The sequence below is a fragment of the Streptomyces sp. NPDC107559 genome (assembly GCF_055657365.1).
On the sequence record NZ_JBVKBD010000010.1, the window covers coordinates 32,358 to 52,908 of the forward strand.

23 protein-coding genes are annotated in these 20,551 nt (G+C 72.1%); 16 read left to right on the top strand and 7 right to left on the bottom strand.

All coding sequences use genetic code 11. From position 1 onward, the window contains the following. The first annotated feature begins 68 nt into the window (after nucleotides 1–68). From ACZ7OY_RS27140 to tgmB, 4 genes are all read left to right on the top strand, one after another. Nucleotides 69–782: a carboxymuconolactone decarboxylase family protein gene (locus tag ACZ7OY_RS27140; RefSeq protein WP_471913776.1), complete on the top strand. Its 714-nt coding sequence runs from the start codon at nucleotides 69–71 to the stop codon at nucleotides 780–782. A 384-nt stretch (nucleotides 783–1,166) separates the two neighbouring features. Then, entirely contained in the window at nucleotides 1,167–1,448 is a 282-nt protein-coding gene (locus tag ACZ7OY_RS27145; RefSeq protein WP_351606533.1) for a YkvA family protein, read from the top strand. A gap of 157 nt (nucleotides 1,449–1,605) precedes the next feature. Further along, nucleotides 1,606–1,797: a putative ATP-grasp-modified RiPP gene (tgmA, locus tag ACZ7OY_RS27150; protein ID WP_152887452.1), complete on the top strand. Its 192-nt coding sequence runs from the start codon at nucleotides 1,606–1,608 to the stop codon at nucleotides 1,795–1,797. Nucleotides 1,798–1,813: 16 nt separating this feature from the next. After that, complete coding sequence (gene tgmB, locus ACZ7OY_RS27155; protein WP_471913777.1) at nucleotides 1,814–2,800, top strand: ATP-grasp ribosomal peptide maturase; 987 nt, start codon at nucleotides 1,814–1,816, stop codon at nucleotides 2,798–2,800. A 34-nt stretch (nucleotides 2,801–2,834) separates the two neighbouring features. On the opposite strand, the gene ACZ7OY_RS27160 is transcribed toward tgmB, so the two are convergent. Both ACZ7OY_RS27160 and ACZ7OY_RS27165 read right to left on the bottom strand, forming a co-directional pair. Then, nucleotides 2,835–3,044 (bottom strand): hypothetical protein, encoded by a 210-nt coding sequence (locus ACZ7OY_RS27160; protein WP_351606527.1) that lies wholly within the window; start codon nucleotides 3,042–3,044, stop codon nucleotides 2,835–2,837. Between the two features lie 64 nt (nucleotides 3,045–3,108). Beyond that, nucleotides 3,109–3,411, bottom strand: a complete 303-nt coding sequence (locus ACZ7OY_RS27165) for a DUF5133 domain-containing protein (RefSeq protein ID WP_471913778.1) — start codon at nucleotides 3,409–3,411, stop codon at nucleotides 3,109–3,111. A gap of 140 nt (nucleotides 3,412–3,551) precedes the next feature. On the opposite strand from ACZ7OY_RS27165, the gene ACZ7OY_RS27170 reads away from it, so the two are divergent. Continuing rightward, nucleotides 3,552–3,911, top strand: a complete 360-nt coding sequence (locus ACZ7OY_RS27170) for a hypothetical protein (RefSeq protein WP_471913779.1) — start codon at nucleotides 3,552–3,554, stop codon at nucleotides 3,909–3,911. Nucleotides 3,912–3,987: 76 nt separating this feature from the next. Here ACZ7OY_RS27170 and ACZ7OY_RS27175 read toward each other — a convergent pair whose 3' ends face one another. Continuing rightward, a complete protein-coding gene (locus tag ACZ7OY_RS27175; protein ID WP_471913780.1) occupies nucleotides 3,988–4,533 on the bottom strand; it encodes a hypothetical protein in 546 nt (181 codons plus the stop codon). 562 nt (nucleotides 4,534–5,095) lie between these two features. Here ACZ7OY_RS27175 and ACZ7OY_RS27180 point away from each other — a divergent pair. Further along, the gene (locus tag ACZ7OY_RS27180) at nucleotides 5,096–5,326 is read left to right on the top strand and encodes a DUF397 domain-containing protein (protein WP_471913781.1); all 231 of its coding nucleotides are present in this window, start codon (nucleotides 5,096–5,098) and stop codon (nucleotides 5,324–5,326) included. A gap of 127 nt (nucleotides 5,327–5,453) precedes the next feature. Continuing rightward, nucleotides 5,454–6,374 (top strand): helix-turn-helix domain-containing protein, encoded by a 921-nt coding sequence (locus tag ACZ7OY_RS27185; protein WP_471913782.1) that lies wholly within the window; start codon nucleotides 5,454–5,456, stop codon nucleotides 6,372–6,374. Nucleotides 6,375–6,398: 24 nt separating this feature from the next. On the opposite strand, the gene ACZ7OY_RS27190 is transcribed toward ACZ7OY_RS27185, so the two are convergent. Further along, a complete protein-coding gene (locus ACZ7OY_RS27190) occupies nucleotides 6,399–7,217 on the bottom strand; it encodes an SAM-dependent methyltransferase (protein WP_384724549.1) in 819 nt (272 codons plus the stop codon). Nucleotides 7,218–7,470: 253 nt separating this feature from the next. Here ACZ7OY_RS27190 and ACZ7OY_RS27195 point away from each other — a divergent pair, with 253 nt between their 5' ends. The 7 genes from ACZ7OY_RS27195 (at nucleotide 7,471) to ACZ7OY_RS27225 (ending at nucleotide 14,801) form a co-directional block, all read left to right on the top strand. Then, nucleotides 7,471–7,752, top strand: a complete 282-nt coding sequence (locus ACZ7OY_RS27195; protein WP_471913783.1) for a hypothetical protein — start codon at nucleotides 7,471–7,473, stop codon at nucleotides 7,750–7,752. Between the two features lie 186 nt (nucleotides 7,753–7,938). Next, a complete protein-coding gene (locus tag ACZ7OY_RS27200; RefSeq protein ID WP_471913784.1) occupies nucleotides 7,939–8,826 on the top strand; it encodes a Gfo/Idh/MocA family protein in 888 nt (295 codons plus the stop codon). 270 nt (nucleotides 8,827–9,096) lie between these two features. Continuing rightward, nucleotides 9,097–10,215, top strand: a complete 1,119-nt coding sequence (locus ACZ7OY_RS27205) for a PP2C family protein-serine/threonine phosphatase (RefSeq protein ID WP_471913785.1) — start codon at nucleotides 9,097–9,099, stop codon at nucleotides 10,213–10,215. Nucleotides 10,216–10,409: 194 nt separating this feature from the next. Then, entirely contained in the window at nucleotides 10,410–10,616 is a 207-nt protein-coding gene (locus tag ACZ7OY_RS27210) for a hypothetical protein (RefSeq protein ID WP_471913786.1), read from the top strand. A 77-nt stretch (nucleotides 10,617–10,693) separates the two neighbouring features. Next, nucleotides 10,694–12,097, top strand: coding sequence for a Si-specific NAD(P)(+) transhydrogenase (gene sthA / locus ACZ7OY_RS27215; protein WP_471913787.1), 1,404 nt, complete (start codon nucleotides 10,694–10,696; stop codon nucleotides 12,095–12,097). Nucleotides 12,098–12,351: 254 nt separating this feature from the next. Next, nucleotides 12,352–13,824 carry an APC family permease gene (locus tag ACZ7OY_RS27220; protein ID WP_471913788.1) on the top strand — a complete coding sequence of 491 codons (1,473 nt, stop codon included), beginning with the start codon at nucleotides 12,352–12,354 and terminating at the stop codon, nucleotides 13,822–13,824. Nucleotides 13,825–13,835: 11 nt separating this feature from the next. Continuing rightward, on the top strand, nucleotides 13,836–14,801 hold the full coding sequence (locus ACZ7OY_RS27225) for a hypothetical protein (protein ID WP_471913789.1): 966 nt from the start codon (nucleotides 13,836–13,838) through the stop codon (nucleotides 14,799–14,801). Between the two features lie 71 nt (nucleotides 14,802–14,872). Here the strand turns inward: ACZ7OY_RS27225 and ACZ7OY_RS27230 are convergent, their stop codons facing one another. From ACZ7OY_RS27230 to ACZ7OY_RS27240, 3 genes are all read right to left on the bottom strand, one after another. Beyond that, on the bottom strand, nucleotides 14,873–17,215 hold the full coding sequence (locus ACZ7OY_RS27230; RefSeq protein WP_471913790.1) for a glycoside hydrolase family 65 protein: 2,343 nt from the start codon (nucleotides 17,213–17,215) through the stop codon (nucleotides 14,873–14,875). Then, entirely contained in the window at nucleotides 17,212–17,391 is a 180-nt protein-coding gene (locus ACZ7OY_RS27235; RefSeq protein ID WP_471914014.1) for a hypothetical protein, read from the bottom strand. The genes ACZ7OY_RS27230 and ACZ7OY_RS27235 overlap by 4 nt, the downstream gene beginning before the upstream one ends. An 88-nt stretch (nucleotides 17,392–17,479) precedes the next feature. Further along, nucleotides 17,480–18,871 carry a TerD family protein gene (locus ACZ7OY_RS27240; protein ID WP_471913791.1) on the bottom strand — a complete coding sequence of 464 codons (1,392 nt, stop codon included), beginning with the start codon at nucleotides 18,869–18,871 and terminating at the stop codon, nucleotides 17,480–17,482. Nucleotides 18,872–19,078: 207 nt separating this feature from the next. On the opposite strand from ACZ7OY_RS27240, the gene ACZ7OY_RS27245 reads away from it, so the two are divergent. Then, the gene (locus tag ACZ7OY_RS27245; protein ID WP_471913792.1) at nucleotides 19,079–19,714 is read left to right on the top strand and encodes a maleylpyruvate isomerase N-terminal domain-containing protein; all 636 of its coding nucleotides are present in this window, start codon (nucleotides 19,079–19,081) and stop codon (nucleotides 19,712–19,714) included. A 99-nt stretch (nucleotides 19,715–19,813) separates the two neighbouring features. Further along, nucleotides 19,814–20,533 carry a nucleoside/nucleotide kinase family protein gene (locus tag ACZ7OY_RS27250; protein WP_471913793.1) on the top strand — a complete coding sequence of 240 codons (720 nt, stop codon included), beginning with the start codon at nucleotides 19,814–19,816 and terminating at the stop codon, nucleotides 20,531–20,533. Nucleotides 20,534–20,551: the final 18 nt, after the last annotated feature.

A 20,551-nucleotide genomic window follows, 5' to 3' on the forward strand; every position in this document is an offset into this window, starting at 1 on the left:
GTCATTGTATTCGGGACACCTGTAGGGCTACGGTCGTAGCCCTACAGGTGTTCACTCAAGGAGTCACCATGACACTGCCGACCCAGGACACGGTCGGGGAACTGGACCCGGTGTTAGCGGAGATGGCCGCTGCGACGTACCGGCTCAGCCGTGCGGCAACGCGGTTGACGCCGCGTGAGTCCGCGCTTCTCAGCCTGGTCGCCGACGTCTGCGAACAGACCCTCGGGATGCCGTTCGAGGTGCATGTGCGGGCCGCCCTGGACGTCGGCGTCGACGCCGACGATCTGCGCGAGCTGCTGCGCTTCATCTCCTACGACAGCGGCTACCCGGCGGCGCTGGCCGCGCTGGAGCGGCTGGCCGAGATCGAGCGCGATCACGGCCTGCCCGGACCGACGGGCCAGGGTCACCGGGTGGACGCTGACGGTACGGGCAGCCCCCTCCCCATGGCGATGCGGGCCGAGGTGCGCGCCCTCGATCCGGACTTCGCCGACTACATGGACCTGCAGTCGCGGATGCGCGCCGGCATGTCCCGGATCAGCGTCCGCGAGCGGGCGTTCGCCACCATGACGGTCGACGTCCTCTACCAGACCCTCCAGGAGAGCTTCCGCGCCCATGTGGGCCGCGCGCTGGGCGCGGGAGCGACGCCCGACGAGGTCCGCGCCGCCGTCCGTGCCACCGCGCCGTTCGGGATGACCCGTACCTGGCGCGCCCTGCACGTCCTCGACGCACTGCTGGCCGAGCACGAGAAACCGCGCGCGGAACAGGCGCAGTCGCAGGCGTAGAAGCAGGCGGACCTGCGGCTCGGCAACGGCCGACCGCCGACGGCCCGCACCGTGCAGGAGACCCGGGCCGTCAGGCCCGTCCGACGCGGTGCGGGCCGCGGTCTTCCCGACCCGCCCCGACCGTCACGGAGAGTACTCAACCGACGCCGTGGCGCGCTCAGTCGGGGTGCGGTCGTCCTCGCGCCCCCGCGGAGCGGCACCCGACTCGGCTCGGCTCATGACCGGGCGTCCGCGCGCCCCGCGCCGCCGGGTTGGAGCAGCCGGGTGAAGCGGCCTCAGCAAACGTGCTTTCCGCCGACAAAAACGGGCATTCGACTACCAAAGACGGGGGAAAGAACCGGGGTAGACCAGACACGGCGCGGCAGACCGCGCGAGGGAGGGTCCGTGGATTCGACCACCACGTTCATCACCGTCGCCGCGGTGGTGGCGGCGCTTCTGTTCGCCCTGGCCGTCGGGGTGTTGGTGCGGCTGGTCCGGGCCAGGCGGGGCCTGCGCCGCGCGGGACTCCCGACCGGGCCGCGCTGGGTCTTCTGGGGCGCGGTCCTGTATTTCGTACTGCCGACCGATCTGTTGCCCGATCCGGTCTATCTCGACGACATCGGAGTGCTCCTGCTCGCCCTCCGCACCCTGCACCGTTCTCCCGACCGCTTCGGTGCCGAGGGCTGACCAACCGGCGCTCCTCGCGCCAAATGTCACGGAGAGTAAGGAAACCAATCACCCGTTCGATTCGTATAAGTACCTGGGGGTCGCACGAAGACAACGGGCCGAGTGACGCGGCCGGGCGACACCGCTTGATCGAGGCAGTACCGAAGAGGGAGAGACCATGCAACCGTTCGCGCTCAACTACGCACGCCCAGCTGCGGAGTTGGAGTTCGTGACTCCGTACGCCTACGACTCCGGACGGCAGTTGAACGTACTCTTCGACGGTCGGATAGCCGCCCGCGACCACGCCCTGCTGAGAGAACTCGGGACCACGACCTCGACGGCGGGCTCGAAGACCCACTTCGACGACTGAACACGAGCGGCCGACAATGACCGTACTGATCCTTACCTGTGAAGAAGACGTCACGACGGACATGGTGATCGTCCACCTGAACGCGACGGGCGTCCCCGTGGTCCGCCTCGACCCGGCGGATCTCACCAACGGCGTCGCACTGTCCGGCGAGTACGTCCACGGCTCCTTTCGCGGCCATCTGTCCTCCGCGGGGCGCCTGGTGAGCATCGAGGGCCTGCGTTCCGTCTGGGTCCGCAGGCCCGGCGCCCCGGCCGCCCATGCCGCCGGCGCCTCCGCCTGGCTGGCCGAGGAGTCCTCACAGGCCCTCTACGGCATGCTCCGCGGCAGCGGCGCACGCTGGATGAACCATCCCGACGCGGCCGTGCGCGCCCGGCACAAGCCCTGGCAGCTGCATCTCGCCCAGCGCACCGGACTGCCCGTCCCGGCCACGCTGATCACGACCTTCCCGCAGGCCGCCCGCGAGTTCGCGGAACGCTATCCGGATCTGGTCGTGAAGCCCGTATCGGGAGCGCATCCTCAGGACCCGCCGCGGGCGGTGCCGACCAGCCGGGTGGCTCCGGACGCCGACTTCACGGCCGTGGCGTACGGCCCGACCCTGCTGCAGCGCCGGGTCGCCAAGAGCGCCGACATCCGGTTGACCGTCGTCGGCGAGCGGATGCTGGCGGCCCGCAAGGCGGCGGACCCGGACGCCGATCCGGACCTGGTGGACGTGCGCTACGCCTCACCCGCCGTGCCGTGGCGACCCGTCGAGGTGCCGCCGCGGATCGCCGACGGGGTACGGGCCTACCTCCGCGGGGCGGAACTGGCCTACGGCGCCTTCGACTTCGCCGAGGACGCCGACGGCACCTGGTGGTTCCTGGAGTGCAACCAGTCGGGCCAGTTCGGGTTCGTCGAGGTGGACACCGGCCAGCCCATCGCCCATGCCATCGCGCGATGGCTGGCCCGGCCGGTGGCGGACGCGCACCCGGAACACGCCAACTGCACCGGCACCGCCATGCCGTGAACCCCGGCCCGCGCCCCCAGGCCCGTCCGTGCGGCTACTGCCCCGGCATCAGGGCCGTCCGCTGCCACCCGGCGCCGGGCGAGGAGGCACGCGACGCGGTCTCGGGATAGCCACCGAGCGCCTGCGTCGGGCGCAGCACTATCTCCAGCTCCCTGCTGACACGTTCGGCCTCCCGGCGCACCTGGCCGGGAACATCTCCGCGTTCCGCGATGAGTCGGTCGTAGATGGGGGAATCGTGGAACACCGGGCAACGTGCCTTTCGTCTGGTACGCCTCTTGCGCTGCTGCGCCTCGGCACGGTTGCCGAGTCTAGGCGCCCTCGCACACCTCGGTGTTAATTCCGGGAGAGACGGGGGAGAACCGGACAGCCGTCGACACACCGGTCTTTCCGCGCGCCCCGGACGCCCCGGACGCCCCGGACGCCAGCAGGGCGTCGGCCCGCGCGATCGCCTCACGCACCCCCTCGGTTCCCATCAGGACGCACAGGGTGTAGCTGACGTCCTCCAACTCCCGGACCCCGGCGGCCAAGCCGTCCCGCTCGGCACGGGCGATCTGCACCGACGCGTAGCGGGTGAGCAGTCTTCTGACGACCTTCGGGTCCGGAACCAGCACGCGACGCCCCTCTCTCGGATGTCCGCTCCGTCTGCCCGCTCCGCCGCCGGACATGCACCGCGTCCGAAGCCGCCCGCTTCCAAATCAGCCGAATGCAGTTGAACAGGGGGCACGCCCCTCTGAACGAACGGTGTACCCCGATGTCCCGCTCCAGCCGCTTCCTCTGCGCCCTCTATCTCGCCACCGGCTCCGGACTGGCCTGGCCCGCCGTCCTCGAGTTCCGCTTCGGGCCCGCATGGGCCGGGTGTCTGTTCGTGGCCGCGAGTCTCGTGCCGGTGATCGCCGTCCTGCGCGAGAGCGTCCTGTGCGACCACCGCGGGGAAGTGGCCCGGCTGCGGCGGCTGCATGCGGCCCCGGCCGCGCACGTCCGCCGCACCGCCCTGGACCAGGCGGTCCGCTCCCAGCTCGACGCCGCGTGCTGCGAGCGCTGGTGGACCAGCCTGGGCGCCGACCACGACTCGGCGTGCCGGCACCGTACCCACCGCAGCAGCGCGGCCTGACCGGCGCCCCGGCGGGCGCTCGGGCGTCCGCCACGCCCAGGACGTCGTGGCGGGACAGGGGGAAGGTACGGGTGACTCACTCCCCCAGCGCGCGGGCGAGCTCCGTGGTGGCGCGGGCGATCTCGGCGTCGTCCTCGGCCATCAGCTGGCTCAGCTCGGCACGGCGGGCGCGGACGGCCTGGCGTGCCTTGCGTTCCCAGACGACGTGATTCTCGCGGTGGTTGAGCAGTTTGGGGTAGACGGCGGCCGTGGTCTCCCACTGGCGGGCGTCGGCGATGTTGCCGAGCAACCGGATGATCTGCGCCCGGCAGGTGACCTGCGGGAGCCGGGCGAGCTCCCAGAGGAACGGGACGGTGGCGGCGGTGGCCTGCTCGACGACGAAGCCGAACTGGCAGATGCGTTTCCGCAAGTCGTCGAGTGCCCTTCCGGCCGTCTCGGCGTCACCCCAGGCGACACTGTTGAGCAGCAGCGGGATCGCGGCCGCGGAACCGGAGGAGTCCTTGATCTCGTGCCAGGGCACCTGCCCCAGGGCCATCAGGGGGGCGGTCCTGGCCACGCCCCGCGCGGGTGTGTCGCTGTCTGTGCGCTGCGTGCTCGGCTGTGCGGTCGGAGCAGGGCGCATGGCGGAGGGCCTTTCCACGGCGGTCGTGTCAGCGGAGGGAGCGGGGCGACGGCTCGGCGGGGGCGGCGGTGCTCGCAGGGGCCGGACGGTCCGGCTCCCGTGGTCGCGCAGGTCCTCGGACGGGGCATGGGCCGTGCCCGGACGGTGTCCCGGCGGCACGGCGGACGGCGAAGCGGACGGGTACGGGCCCTCCGTGGCCGCGGCCGACCCCCGGGACGGCCGGGGCACGGGAGCCGCTGGACAAGCCGGCTCCCGGCGGCGGCCGCTCCCCGAGATATGCGGAGTGGACGGTTCGCACCGGCGCCCCACTGATACCGGTCCCACCCGCCGACAGCGCGGCCTCGCCCGCCGGCCGGACCGCTCCGGGTGCAGGTGACGACACGGCATCCCCCTGATGTGAGGTCAGGTTGCGGCGTCCACACGGGGGTTGACGCCACGGCTATTATCCACGCTGAAGGCCTCCGCGTGCAATTGCACGAGAAATTGCGCGAAAGTCAGCGGTCGTACGCGGGGTCGGCGGGAACGTGAACAGCGGCGAGGAACGAACAGCAAGGAGACGTCGGTGCCAGGAGTACGCAACGGTGTGCGGGCCAGTTCACTGGACGTCACCTGGGTCAAGAGCCATCACAGCAACGCCGAGGGCAACTGTGTCGAAGTCGCCTCGCTGACCGGTGGAGGCATCGCGGTGCGCAACTCCCGCGACCCCGACGGGCCCGCGCTCGTCTACACGCCGGCCGAGTTGGCGGCGTTCCTCGCCGGGGCGAAGGAGGGGGAGTTCGATCATCTGCTGTGAGTCCGCCTCGGCAGCGGACGGTGAGCGAGAGCGGAATCCAACTCCCCTGCTTTCCAGCCACACATGAAGGAGACCGGAAGCGTGCGATAGGGTGGTTGGCACTTCTGCCGGTCAGCTGGGAGTCAGGATGTCCGCCGAGTCGCATCGCATCTCCCGTCTCGAACCCTATCTGGACAGACCCGAGCCTGCCCCGACTTTGCTCAAGATGCTGGTCGGCGTGCAGCTGGCCGGCTTCCGGGAGGACGCCGGCCTCTCCCAGGACCAGGCGGCGCGCACCCTGGGGTTCAGCGGGGCGAAGCTCTCCCGTATCGAGTCGGGCAAGGGCCGCAGGCCGCCGACGGAGCACGACGTCCGGGCGCTGCTCGAGCTGTACGGCACGGACGCCTACTCGACCTCGGTCCTGCTCAAGCTGCTCCAGCGCGCGGGCGAGCCGGGGTGGTGGCAGCGGTACGACAAACGGCTGATGCCGGAGTGGTTCGACCGTCTGGTCGGGTTGCAGGAGGCCGCCGCGACCATCCGGACGTTCGAGATCCAGTACGTGCCGGGCCTGTTGCAGACGCCCGCCTACACCCGGGCCGTGGTGGAGCGGGGCCTGCCCAACGCGTCGGCGGCCGAGGTGCAGCGCCGGGTCGAGCTGCGGATGCGCCGGGCGGAGCTGCTGTCGCGCAAGGACGCCCCGCAACTGTGGGCGGTCGTGGACGAGTCGGTCCTGCTGAGGGTGCTGGGCAGTCCCACGGTGATGCGCGAACAGCTGGCCCACCTGATCGAGATGGCCCAGCGGCCCCATGTGACCGTGCAGGTCGTGCCCCTGGACGTGACGCACGCGTCGGCACCCGCCATACCGGTCACCTATCTGCGCTTCGGCGGGCTCGACCTGCCCGACGTCGTCTACCTCGAGCACATAAGAAGCGCGAACTTCCTTGAGGACCGGGACGAGACGGAGGAGTACCGGCTCGCGCTGGACCGGCTGGCCGACGAGGCGCTCAGTCCGCGTGAGTCGGTGCGGCTGCTGCGCGCGACGATGACGGGGCGCTATCTCCGGTCGTGAGCGACGCTCACGACCGGAGGCGGGTCAGCGAAGGCGGCCCACGCCGCCGAACTCGATCCACTCCTGGGTGAGCTGGCGCGGCGCCACCTCGTTGTCGGGGCGCCAGCCGGACACCTCCACCAGGCCCGGTTCCAGGATGTCCGTGCCCTCGAACAGGGCCGCGACGTCCTTCTCCTGGCGGACCCGGCCCCAGTGTCCCTGCGTGGCCTTGTCCATGAAGTCGGTGACGAATTCGCGGACCTCGGCGTCCTCGCTGACCAGCTGGCACATCACCAGGAAGCTGCCGGGCGCGAGTCGCTCGCTCACCCGCTGGACGACGGCCTGCGGACCGTCGGTCTCGCTGTCCGGGATGCAGTGGAAGACCGAGTTGAACAGCACCGCCACCGGCTCCGAGAAGTCGATCAGACGCCGGGTGTCCGGGTGGTCGAAGATCTGGTCGGTGGCCCGCAGGTCGGCGTGGATGACGGTGGTGCGCTCGTCCTGCTCCAGCAGCGCCCGGCCGTGGACCAGCACCATCGGGTCGTTGTCGACGTAGACGACGTGCGTACGGGGGTCGACGCGCTGGGCGACCTGGTGCACGTTGTCCTGGGTGGGCAGGCCTGAGCCGTGGTCGAGGAACTGGCGGATCCCGTAGTCGGTCGCCAGGGTCCTGACGACCCGCTGGAGGAAGCGCCGGTTGTTCACGGCGAGCCGACGGGTGCTGGGGACGACCTTGTCGAGCTCCTCGCAGGCCGCCCGGTCCGCCGCGTAGTTGTCCTTGCCGCCGAGATAGTGGTCGTACATCCGGGCGGCAGTGGGCACATTGGCGTCGATCTTCGTGGACAGCTGCTTTTCCATGTGCATCGCTCCCCCAGCTCCGTACCGCGCCACCTGCACGACTGACAGTACATCCTAGGGACTTGGCCTTCGGCTGTTCCAGCCCGTGCGCCAAACTCCCTGCGGAGCAGCCGGATTGCTCACGCAACCTGTCAACAGGGCTTTTCCCGTCGACGGCACCGACCTGCCGCGGGCCATCACGGAGTCTTCACCTTTCGGACACGCATCAGGCGCCGGGACCGGAGCACTCGCAGGTGATGGATCGCCGGGAGGGGATGTCGTGATCGTGATCGCCGTTCTGCTGTTGCCGCTGCTGTCCGCCCTGCTGATCGTGATGGACCGGGTGGAGGACCACCTGCTGCCTCCCGCCCGCGCGAGTCGCCGGCACGCCGGCGGGCGCCGGCATCTGCGGCTGATACGGGGCGACGGCCGCCGCGGTGCGGCCGAGAACCGCGGTCGGCATCTCGCCGAGCGCCCCGCTGAACACCGCGCCGGGCACCCCGCGCCCGAGACCGGGCCCGAAGCCGGGCCGGGGACCGCCCCGGCGGCCCGCGCGGCCTGAGCACGGGCGCCGGGCATCGGAAACCGGGCGCCGGGGCACCGGGCACCGGGCACCGGCCACGAAGCACCGGCCACGGAGCACCGGCAGACGTGCATGTCGGCCGGGTCGTGTGCGAGGCTCGCCCACGGCCGACCGCCACGAGGGCGTCGGCCGGAGAAACCGTGCGGCACGGTGGAAGGCGGCGGCATGCGCATCGGACTGCTCGGAACCGGCCCCTGGGCACACCAGGTCCACGCTCCCGCCCTCGCCGCACATCCCGAGGTCGACTTCGCGGGCGTCTGGGGCCGTCGCGCCGACGCGGCCAAGGAACTGGCCGAACAGCACGGCACCCGGTCGTACGACGACGTGGACGCCCTGTTCGCCGACGTCGACGCGGTGGCCGTGGCCCTTCCCCCGGACATCCAGGCGGGCCTGGCGGCACGGGCCGCGCGGGCCGGGTGCCATCTGCTGCTCGACAAGCCCGTCGCGACCGACGTGGAGCGGGGACGCGCCGTGGTCGACGCCGTGCGCGAGACCGGTGTCGCCTCGGTGGTCTTCTTCACCACCCGCTTCCTGACGGACTCCGCGGCCTGGATCGGCGAGCAGGCGGGCGTGGGCGGCTGGTTCACCGGGCGGGCGCAGTGGCTCGGCGCGGTGTTCACCTCCGACAGCCCGTTCGCGGCTTCGCCGTGGCGACGGGAGAAGGGGGCACTGTGGGACGTGGGCCCGCATGCCCTGTCCGTGCTGCTGCCCGTGCTCGGCGACGTCCGGCGGGTGACCGCCGCGGGACCCGGTCCCGGTGACACCGTCCACGTGGTCCTCCGGCACGTCGGCGGCGCCTCCAGCACCCTGACCCTGAGCCTCACCGCGCCGGCCGCGGCGGCGGGGACGACCGTCGAGCTCCGGGGCGAGCACGGGGTGGCCCTGCTGCCGGAGCGCTCCGAGGGCGCCCTGCCCGCCTTCGGCCGTGCCGTCGACGCCCTGCTCGAGGCCGCCCGCACCGGCGTCCCCCACCCGTGCGACGCCGCATTCGCCCTGCGGGTCACCGAGATCCTCGCCGCGGCCGAGACACTGCTGACCACCGACACGGACTGACCGCCCCGGACCCGGCCGCCACGCACCGGCAGGCGCGAACCGCCGGACGCGGACCGATCGAGACCGACCGGCAGGCGCGAACCGCTCCCGCGGCCCCGCCGACGCAGAGTGGCCGATGTCGACCCGCGGCCCCCGCCGGTCCGCCGCGTTCGCCGACCCGCCACCCCCGCCGCCCCCGCCGCCCCCGCCGAGCGGACAGCGGTCTCGGCCGGTCGGCGGACGCGGGCCTGCGGACGTGCGGCGCGTGGGCGGACGTAGGAGCGTGGTGGTGTGGGAAGCGTGCGTGCCGGGTCACCCCGCCGGGAGCGCCGGGGCTGGCTGCGGGGCGCGCCGCCGCCCCGCTGGATCCGCGCGCTGCCGCCCGTCCTGATCTGCACCGTCGCGGTGGTCACGCTGCTGAGCCCCGGTCCGCTCGACATCGGCTTCCTCCTGGGCGCCATCCCGCCCCTGGCGGTGCTGTCCTACGGGCCGCTCGCGACGGCCCTGCTCGGTCTCGTCGCGGTCGCGGTGCTGATGGTCCCGGCATTCCAGCTGAACCGTCCGGGCAACACCGACCTGCTGACCGTCTGCTTCGTGGCCCTGCTGAGCATCTTCGTGTCGTACGTGCGCAGCCGCCGGGACGCCCAGCTCGATCTGGAGCGCACGGTCGCCGAGGCGGCGCAGCGCGCGGTCGTGCCGGAGGTGCCCGAGCGGGTCGGCCCGGTGCGCTGCGCGGCCCTCTACCGCGCGGCACAGCACGGCACGCTGGTCGGCGGGGACTTCTTCGACGTACGCGAGGGTCCGCACGGCGTACGGGCCGTGCTCGGCGATGTGCAGGGGCACGGGCTGGCGGCGGTGGCGACGGTGGCCCTGCTGCTGGGGGCGTTCCGGGAGGCGGCGCTGGACCACCCGGACCTGGAGTCGATCGTCGGCCGGCTGGACCGCCGGCTGCTGGTGGACGCGGCGCAGAACCGGCGCGACGAGCGGTTCGCGACGGCCGTGCTGCTGGACATCTCGCCGGAGTCGGACACGGTGCGGATCGTGACCTGCGGCCATCCGCCGCCCCTGCTGCTGCACGACGGAACGGCCCGCGAGGTCGGCAGCGTCCCCCGGCCGCCGCTGGGCCTCGGGCTGCCCGACGCCTCCTCGTACACGGAGGGCACGGTGCGGCTGCGGCCGGGCGACCGCCTCGTGCTGGCCTCCGACGGCGTCTGGGAGGCCAGGGACCCCGACGGGGCCTTCTACCCGCTGCCCGAGCGGCTCGCCGCGCTCGCCGCGGAGCACGGTGACGACCCCGAAGACCTGGCCGAGCGGATCTGGGCCGACGTCCAGCGGTTCTGCGGCACCTCGACGGTCAACGACGACGTCACCTGCCTCATCCTCGCCCCTGCTCTCGCGACACCGCGCTGACCTGGGGATTTACTGGAATTCGGGCGGTTCGCCGGGCCGGCCGGGGACCTGTTGGATCATCCGGGTGTCTTCCGCCCGTACCGGGCACCCGTGTCCTCCGGATGCGCGCCGCGCCCGCGCGATGAATGGTGATAGTGGACCCGGTGCCCGCACCGGGCCGAAGCAGTCCCCAACGGACCCGAGGAGCAGTGATCATGGAGACGTCACCGACCGACGCGTCCCGGCAGTCCCGGGAACGCGTCACCCCGGACAACCTGCTCCACACCCGCACCGGCACGGAGGTGGCACCGGAGGACCTGGTGCTCGCCACTGGCCGGGACGTGACCCCGAGCAACCTGGAATGGGCCCGGCGGAAGCTGGACCGGGAGGGTCCCGCCGCCATCGAGAAACTGCTGCCCTAGGGCCTGTCCGGCGGAAAGGTTCCGAGAAGCCGGTACACCCTTTCGAAAGGCACCTTCGGGCTGACAGACTCCCGAGGGTGCCAGACTTCGACATGCTCGTCCTCGGATCAGGACCCGGCGGCCAGAAGGCCGCCATCGCCGCCGCCAAGCTCGGCCGCCGGGTCGCCGTCGTCGACCGCCCCGACATGGTCGGTGGGGTCTCCATCCACACCGGCACCATCCCTTCCAAGACGCTGAGGGAGGCGGTGCTCTATCTGACCGGACTCACCCAGCGCGATCTGTACGGGCAGAGCTACCGCCTGAAGGACAACATCACCGTCGGCGATCTGACCGCGCGCACCCAGCACGTGGTCGGCCGCGAGGTCGACGTCATCCGCAACCAGCTCTCCCGCAACCAGATCTCGCTGTACGCGGGTGTCGGCCGCTTCGTCGACGCCCACACGGTCGCCGTGCGCGAGGCCGACGGCCAGGACCAGTTGCTGACCGCCGAGCACATCGTGATCGCGACCGGCACCCGGCCGGCCCGGCCCGAGTCCGTGGAGTTCGACGGGCGGACGATCCTCGACTCGGACAACGTCCTCACCCTGGACGGGGTTCCGCGTTCCATGGTGATCGTGGGCGCGGGTGTGATCGGCATGGAGTACGCCTCCATGTTCGCCGCGCTCGGCAGCAAGGTCACCGTGGTCGAGAAGCGGGCCGGGATGCTCGACATGTGCGACGTCGAGGTCATCGAGTCGCTGAAGTACCATCTGCGCGACCTCGCCGTCGCGTTCAGGTTCGGGGAGACGGTCGCCTCCGTCGAGCGCCATGCGCGCGGCACGCTCACCGTCCTGGAGAGCGGCAAGAAGATACCGGCGGACGCGGTGCTGTACTCGGCGGGCCGGCAGGGCCTGACCGACGGACTCGACCTGGACAAGGCCGGTCTGAGCGCCGATCCGCGCGGCCGGATCACCGTCGACGAGCACTACCGCACCGAGGTGCCGCACATCTACGCCGTCGGCGATGTCATCGGTTTCCCGGCGCTGGCCGCCACCTCGATGGAGCAGGGACGTTCGGCGGCGTACCACGCCTTCGGGGAGCCGGTCGGACAGATGGACCACCTCCAGCCGATCGGCATCTACACCATCCCCGAGATCAGTTTCGTGGGCCGCACCGAGGACCAACTGACCGAGGACTGCGTGCCGTTCGAGGTCGGTATCGCCCGCTACCGGGAGCTGGCGCGCGGTCAGATCATCGGCGACCAGCACGGCATGCTGAAGCTGCTGGTCTCCCCCGGGGACCGCAAGTTGCTCGGTGTGCACTGCTTCGGTACCGGGGCGACGGAGCTGATCCACATCGGACAGTCCGTCATGGGCTGCGGCGGAACGGTCGACTACCTGGTCAACGCGGTGTTCAACTACCCGACGCTCGCCGAGTCCTACAAGGTCGCGGCGCTGGACGCCACCAACAAGCTGCGCCAGCTGGACCGCATCGGGGACTGAACCGGGACCGGCCCGGGGACCGTATCGGGGAGCCGGGCCGGGGACGGGACCGGGGATGTTGGGGCTATCATCACTCGCACACTCGGTGTGATCTTTCGGCCGACACAGCGGTTGAGCGGCGGCCACCGGCTCCTTCGCCGTCCCTGACCCGAGGCCATCCCCCTCCGGCGCACGGCGGCCGCACTCCACCTCCCGACCTCGTCGGGGCCGGGTCGGCCGCCCTCGCGTCGTGCACGACGGAAAGCAGCACAGCCATGAGCAAGAGCAGGGGCAGAGGACTCCAGGCGGGCGTCCTCGGTACGTTCGACACGGTGATGATGGCGGTCGCGGGCAGTGCTCCGGCCTACTCGCTGGCCGCGACCACCGCGGTACTGGTCGGCACGGTCGGTCTGGCCAGTCCCGCGGCTCTGCTGTACTGCGTGATACCCATGCTCGGCATCGCGCTGGCGTTCAGTTATCTCAGTCGCATCGACGTGAACGCGGGCGCCAGTTACTCCTGGGTGGGGCGCACGCTCCATCCCTTCCTGGGGTTCGTCAGCGGCTGGGCGCTGGTGGTCTCGGCGACCATCTTCATGGTGGCCGGCTCGCTGCCCGCCGGTTCGATGACGCTCGCGCTCTTCGACGAGGGCCTCGCCGACGACACCGCCCTGTCGACGCTCGTCGGCGCGGCCTGGTTCCTGGTGATGCTGGGCGTGGTGCTGGGCGGCGCGCGGCTCACCGTCCGCGCCCAACTGCTCATGTCCGGCGCCGAGCTGGCCGTCCTGGCCCTGTTCGCGGTGCTCGCGCTCTTCCACTCGGACAACGCCCGCGCCTTCGACTGGTCCTGGTTCGGGTTCGGTCACTTCGACGGGGTGTCGGGGTTCGCGTCGGGCGCGCTGGTCGCCGCGTTCTACTACTGGGGCTGGGACGTCACCAGCAACCTGAGCGAGGAGACCCGCAACAGCCGCCGTACGACAGGACTCGCGGGCCTGATCGGGGTGGGGATCGTGTTCCTGCTGTTCGAGGTGTTCACGGTCGTGGTGAACGTGGTCCTGTCCACCCGGCAGATCGAGGACAACGCCGCCAACGTGCTGGGGGCGCTCGGGGAGGAGATCTGGCCGGGCTGGGGCGGCAAGCTGCTGGTCGTGGCGGTGATGCTGTCCACCATCGCCACCCTGGAGACCACGCTCATCCAGGTCACCCGCTCGCTGTTCGCGATGGGCCGGGACCGTACGATGCCGGCCGCGCTGGGCCGGGTGCACCGCACCTGGAACACCCCGTGGGTGGCGATCACGGTGGTCGGCGCGGTGGCGCTCGCGATGTTCGTCGCGGCCAACGCGCTGGGCTCGGTGGGCGACATCCTCGCGGCCGCCGTCTCGGCGATCGGTCTCCAGATCGCCGTGTACTACGGTCTCGCGGGCCTCGCGGTGGTCGTCGCCTACCGCAGGATGCTGCTGAGGTCGCCCGCCCACTTCGTGTTCGGCGGGGTGTGGCCGTTGTTCGGCGCCCTGTTCATGTTCTGGATCTTCGTCGAGTCGCTGGGCGAGCTGAGCGCGGCGGCCGTCGCGATCGGCATCGGCGGGCTGGCCGTCGGACTGGTCCCGATGTTCTGGTACTGGCGGCAGGGCAGCGACTACTACCGGCCCGCCCGGCTGGACGCCAGCCGCACGGTCGCGACGGAGTACGTCCCGGCCGACCGTGCCGCCGCGGCCTCGGCCGCCCATGAGGGTCTCCCCACCGATTTCTGAAGGGGATTCCGATGGCGCGAGACCGTTTCGTTCCCGACTTCGACCCCGACTGCGGGGACACGGCCGTCACCTCCGCCCGGCACGACATCGTCATCGGCCGCTGGCAGGGGCTGCGGGAACTGCTGCGGGCCACCGGCCCCGACTGGGCCGCCCGGGGACACCGGGTCCGGCTACTCGCACAGGCCTGCGCGGACAGTTCCGCGGTCGAGACCTGGCTGGCCGCCGAACCGCACAACGCCGACGCGCTGGTGCTGCGGGCGGCCACCGAGACGGTGCGGGCCTTCACCCTGGCCATCGCCGCCGGCCGGGGTGTGCCCATCGACCAGCACCGGGTCGACAACGCGGTGGTGGCGTGCCTGCGGGCGGCCGAGGCCCTGCCCCAGGACCCGACGCCGTGGGTGTCCCTGGTCTCCGTGGCCCGGCTGTACCCGTCGGGGGTGCGCAGGCAGGAACTGGCGCGCTGGTGGGACGAGTTGCACCGGCGCGACCCGTACAGCGTGGAGGGTCACCTCCAGGTGCTGCACTACTACTCCGCGCGCTGGCACGGCACCCACGGCATCATGTACGACTTCGCCCGCGACGCGGCGGGCGCGGCTCCGCCCGGCTGCGCGCTGCCGGTGCTGGTGCAGTACGCCCGGGTCGAGGAGTACCGCTACGCCCTGGACGCGGCCGGGGGCAGCCGGGCCGTGGTGCGGCTGGGCCGGCACTGGGACAACGCCGGTGCGGTGAGCGACGTACGGCGCACCTGGCAGCGCTGGCTCGCGGACCGCGCCGACCTCGGCGCGCCGGCCGAACCGAGCGAGCTGCGCGACCTCAACCACCTTGCGCACGCGGCCTGTCTGGCGGGTGCCGAGGAGTTCGCGGGTGCGCTGCTGCGGATGCTCGGCCGCCGGGCGACGCGTACGCCGTGGTCGTACACCGGCGATCCGCAGCAGCAACTCGCGAAGTGGCACAAGGAGTTGGGGTTAGGGGTGTGACGGCGGGGCGAGGGCGAAGGTGCGCGGAGCCGGGCGGGGTTCCGCGCACGCCGCGCCCTGTACCCCATGGCTCAGCGGGCGTTCGGGGTGCGGTGGGCGGGCTGTTCGGGGGCCGGGCGCGGCGGTGCCGGGGGGACCGGCCGGACCTGGGGGCCTTCGTCGTCCAGGGACAGGGACTCGCCGTGGTGGCGCAGGGTGAGCGGCGGCCCGGACAGCAGGGTGTACGTGGCCTCCTCCTGCCCGATCTCCACGCGCAGCCGGCGGCCGCGGTGCTGGAGGGTGAAGGCCAGCCGGCCCAGCCGCTCGGGCAGCCGGGGCGCGAACCGGAGGGTGCCGCCGTCGCGGCGCAGTCCGCCGAAGCCCGCCACCAGCGCCGTCCAGGTGCCCGCCAGCGACGCGATGTGCAGTCCGTCGCGGGTGTTGTGCTCCAGGTCCACCAGGTCCATCAGCGCCGCCTCGGCCGCGTAGGCGTGGGCGAGGTCGAGATGGCCGGCCTGGGCGGCGACCACGGCCTGGCAGCACGCCGAGAGCGAGGAGTCCCGTACGGTCAGCGGTTCGTAGTAGGCGAAGTTGCGGGCGACCTGCTCGTCGTCGAAGTGGTCGCCGCAGATGTACATGGCCAGGACCAGGTCCGCCTGTTTGACGACCTGCTTGCGGTAGAGGTCGAAGTAGGGGAAGTGCAGCAGCAGCGGGTACTGGTCGGGCCGGGTGCCCGCGAAGTCCCAGCGCTGGTAGCGGGTGAAGCCCTCGTGCTGTTCGTGCACGCCGAGTTCGTGGTTGTAGGGGATGTGCATCGCCTGGGCCGCGTCCCGCCAGGCCGCGCTCTCCTCGGCGTCGACACCGAACCGGGCGGCCTCCCCGGGATGGCGTTCGGCGGTGTCGGCGGCGGCCAGCAGGTTCGTACGGGCCATGAGGTTGGTGTAGGTGTTGTCGTCCGCTACGGCGCTGTACTCGTCGGGCCCGGTCACGCCGTCGATGTGGAAGGCACCGCCCGAATCGTGGTGGCCCAGCGAACGCCACAACCGGGCGGTCTCCACCAGCAGTTCGAGCCCGGTCTCGCGCTCGAAGCCGGTGTCGCCGGTGGCCTGGGTGTAACGCACCGCCGCGTCCGCGATGTCGGCGTTGACGTGGAAGGCGGCGGTGCCCGCCGGCCAGTACGCGGACCCCTCCGAGCCCTCGATGGTCCGCCAGGGGAAAGCGGCGCCGCGCAGGCCGAGTTGGGCGGCGCGGGCCCGGGCGGCGGGCAGGGTGCTGTGCCGCCAGCGCAGCGCCTCCGCGACGGCCTGGGGCGCGGTGTGGGTGAGCAGGGGCAGGACGAAGGTCTCGGTGTCCCAGAAGGCGTGTCCGTCGTAGCCGGAGCCGGTGAGCCCCTTGGCGGGTATCGCGCGCCGTTCGGCGCGGGCTCCGGCCTGAAGGACGTGGAAGAGGGCGAAGCGGACCGCCTGCTGGATCTCCTCGTCACCGTCGACCTCGACGTCCGCGCGCGCCCAGAAGTCGTCGAGGTAGGCCCGCTGGTCGTCGAGGAGGCCCGGCCAGCCGCTGTGCGCGGCCGCCGCCAGGGCGGCCTCGACCTGGTCGCTCATCGCGGGCCGGGAGCGGGCGCCGGACCAGCCGTGGGCGACCAGCTTCGCCACCCCCAGCCGCTCGCCCGGCTCCAGCACGGAGGTGACCGTCAGCCGGGCGACGTCGACGTTGCTCTCGGCGCTGGTGGTGGTCCGCTCGGGGCCGGTCACGGTGTGGTCGGCGGCGACGGCCACCCGCAGGCCGCTGCGCCGGGTGCGGTGCACGAGACGCAACCGCCGGCCGACGGCGAAGTCCTCCTCGGGTTCCAGCGGCGAGCGCAGCGCCCTGGCCGCGCGCGGGTCGCCGTCCGGTTCGGGCAGGCTCTCGTTGGCGACCAGCTCCGACTGGATCACCACCCGGGCAGGCCCGCCGACGGCCTCCACCTCGTACGACACGGCGGCGATCGCCCGCTGGGTGAGAGAGACCAGCCGCGTCGAACGCACCCGTACGGTCGTCCCGGCGGGCGAGGTCCACTCGCAGACCCGCTCCAGCACGCCCGCGCGCAGGTCGAGGACGCGCTCGTGGGAGACGAGCCGTCCGTAGCGCAGGTCGAAGGGCTCGTCGTCGACGAGCAGCCGCAGCACCTTGCCGTTGGTGACGTTGATGACGGTCTGGCCGGACTCGGGGTAGCCGTAGCCGGCCTCGGCATAGGGCAGCGGATGCAGTTCGTGCACGCCGTTGAGATAGGAGCCGGGCAGACCGTGCGGTTCGCCCTCGTCGAGGTTGCCGCGCCAGCCGACATGGCCGTTGGACAGCGCGAACACCGACTCGCTCTGGGCGAGCACGTCGAGGTCGAGATCCGTCTCGCGTACGGCCCACGGCTCCACGGTGTACGAGCGGTGGGTGATCACGCCCGGCCCCCCAGTTCGGCGAGGTCCTGCACGACGACGCCCGCGCCGTGCGCGCGCAGGGCGTCGGCCTGTCCGCTCCGGTCGACGGCCGCGTGCACCACGGCGGTCTTGGTGACGACCCCGTCGAGGTCGAAGAGGCAGGCCACGATGTGTTCGGGCAGACCGAGCTCCGTCATACCTTCACCGTTCCCCGCCCGACGCCGTCCACGGGGTGGCACGCACCACATCTCGCCGACTCGGCGTCCCGGTGCCGGGCTTCGCCGGTCAGCGTCGCTTGAACTCCACCGGTCCCGCGTTCATCGCGATGGTCCCGTCCGGGTTGAGGACCGGACGGCGTTCCGTCATCCGGCCGCTGTAGGCCTCGATGTGGTGGATCGCCGCACCGTCGGCACCGGTGAAGTCGACGAGGGCGATCGCCACCCAGTAACGGGTCTTGGTGTTCTCGAAGAGCGGGACGGTGACGGTGGAACCGCGCCCGTCGTCGACGACGACCCGCGCACCGAAACTGCGGAAGGAGCCGAAGCCGTTGCTGACGGCGGAGTAGGCGCACAGCAGGACGTATCCCTGCTCCTCGGGACGCACGATACGCAGCGACTCACGGCCCGGAGCCCGTGCGTCGCCGTCGAGGCAGATGTAGGGCGGACTCGTCACCGAACCGAGGTGCTTGTAGTAGACGACGTCGCCGCCCTTCCCCTCGTTCGCCGTGTCCGAAGCGGCCCTCGTCCCGGCGACCGCCGGCCGGGGGCGCACCGGCTCGCCCTGCGCCACATGACCGGCCTTGACGAGGGTGCCGGGCGCCGTCTCGCCGCGCACGGCCTTCGAGGCGGGCACGAACAGGGCGTACAGGTCGAGGTCGGCGCCCATCCTGCGGCGCCGGTCGCTGCCGCCGTCCCACTCCAGGGAGGCGGTGACCACCGAGTCGCGGTCCGTCTTGTCCAGCCCGATCGAGATCCGGCCGCCCTTGTCGAGGCTGACTCTGCCCAGCGGGGGCTTGCGCAGGCTCGTCGGCCCCGCGGCACCGACGGACGGCGGGCCGGGCTCCGGCTCCGGCTCCGGCTCCGGCTGCACCGCCGCAGGGGCGTCGGGCGGGGACCCCTCGTGGACGGCATCGGGACGCTCCCCGGCCGAGGCGGACTGCGACTCCTCGACCCGGATGCCGAAGTCGGTGGCGAGGCCGGCCAGTCCGTCGGCGTAGCCCTGCCCGATGGCGCGCAGCTTCCAGACCGGACCTCGGCGGTAGAGCTCCATCAGGAGCACGGCGCGCTCGCGGTCCACGAGGGCAGGCGGGCAGAACCGCACCGGTTCGGCACCGTCCTGCCCGGCACGTACCAGCACGTCCTTGACGCCACTGAAGGTACGGGTCGTGTCGTCGGGGTCGCAGCTGCCCACCAGGACGACCCGGTCCACGTCCGTGGGAAGTGCGGCCGGATCCACGGCGATCCGCTCGGGCCCCCCGGCGTCGGCGGCAACGTGCCGGACGGCTCCGGACTCGGCGGAGGGCTGGTTGTAGAAGACCAGGTCGTCGTCGGACCTGACCTTCCCGTCCGCGGCGACCAGCAGGGCGCTGAGATCGACCGCGTCACCCACCGTGTGCAGTTCGACGGTGACGCACCCGGAGCCCACAGTCGTGTTCTCACCTTTACGAAGCTCAGTCATGCCGTCCTCCCCGCGGTCTCCCCGTCACCTCGTCGCACCTTGTCACACCATGGCCGCGAGACCGAGCCCTTCCTCGGCCCGGGGGCCGCGACCGCGGTCCGCCCGGATGTGCCGCATCCGGCTTCGGGCGCAGTTCCCGGACCTATGATCGGATGCGCTGCCCGGTCGCCGATCGGCGTACCGGGGCCGACCGGTGACGGGGGCGTGATGGGTCTCGCAGACGCATATCTGGGTGCCGCGACTCAGGCGGTGACATTGCTGAGCGCGCCGGAGGTCGCCGCTTCCTGGGAGAAGCCGAGCGCGTTGGCGGAGATGTCCGTCGCCGCCTTGGCCGGTCATCTGGCGTACCAGGTCTTCAGCGTGACTCCGGCGCTGCGGGAATCCGCGTCGGGGCAGGCACCGATCCCCCTTCTCGAGCACTATGCGCGTGCCGCGTGGATCGATGCGCCACTCGACGCCGCGGTGAACACCGGTATCCGGGCGAAGGGGGCGGAGATCGCGTCCGGGGGCGTTCGTGCGCTGCTCGCGCACACCGACGCGGAACTCGCCCGACAGCGGTTCGCCCTGCCGGAGATCCCGGGCGACCGGGTCGTATTCCTGCCCCAGACAGGTTGGGCCCTGGGCCTCGACGACTTCCTTGTGACGCGGATGACGGAACTCGCCGTTCACATGGACGATCTGGCGGTCAGCGTGGGAATCCCCGCACCGGAACTCCCGGCCGCCGCGTTCGATCCCGTGCTGGCCCTGCTGGCCCGACTCGCCGCCCGGCGGCACGGCCGGACGGCGCTGCTGCGCGCACTGACCCGCGCGGAACGCGCGCCGTCGGCGATCAACGCACTCTGAAGGCTGCTCGCCCGCGGAATCGGAAGCCGGTGCGTTCGGGCGGCTCGGCCGCCGTCCCGTTCCCTGGTCAGGGCGTCCGATCGGCTGGATGATCGCCTCATGTCCCCTGACGCACCGCCGACCGAGTCCGATCCGACTTCGGGGAAGGGCGCCTCGCGCCCGGCCTCCGCGGACCTGCTGCGCCGGGCCGCCGCGCTCGTGCGGCCGGGCCGGCGGGCGATCCTCGGGATCGCCGGCAGCCCGGGAGCGGGCAAGAGCACGCTCGCCGCCTGGCTGGTCCGGGAGCTGAACGGGGACGGGCCGGCCTGGGTGGCGCAGGTCCCGATGGACGGCTTCCATCTCGCCGACGTCGAGCTGGACCGGCTCGGCCGCCGGGACCGCAAGGGCGCGCCGGACACGTTCGACGCGGCCGGGTACGCGGCGTTGCTGCGGCGGTTGCGGGAGGAGTCGGAGGGGGACGACCCCGTGTACGCGCCCGGGTTCGAACGGGAGCTGGAACAGCCGCTCGCGGGGGCGGTCCCGGTGCCGTCGACGGCGCGGCTGGTCGTGACGGAGGGGAACTACCTGCTGCTGGGCACGGGCGCCTGGGCGCGGCTACGGCCGCAGCTGGACGAGGTGTGGTTCTGCGAGGTGGACGAGCAGGAGCGGATCCGCCGACTGGTGGCCCGGCACGAGGAGTTCGGCAAGGGGCCCGAGGAGGCCGTGGCGTGGGTACTGGGCACGGACCAGCGCAACGCCGACCTGGTGGCGGGAACCCGGGAGCGGGCTGATCTGGTGGTGCCGGAGGCGGCCTTGCCGCAGGCCGCGGCAGGTGCCTGACAAGGGGGCGGGACGGCC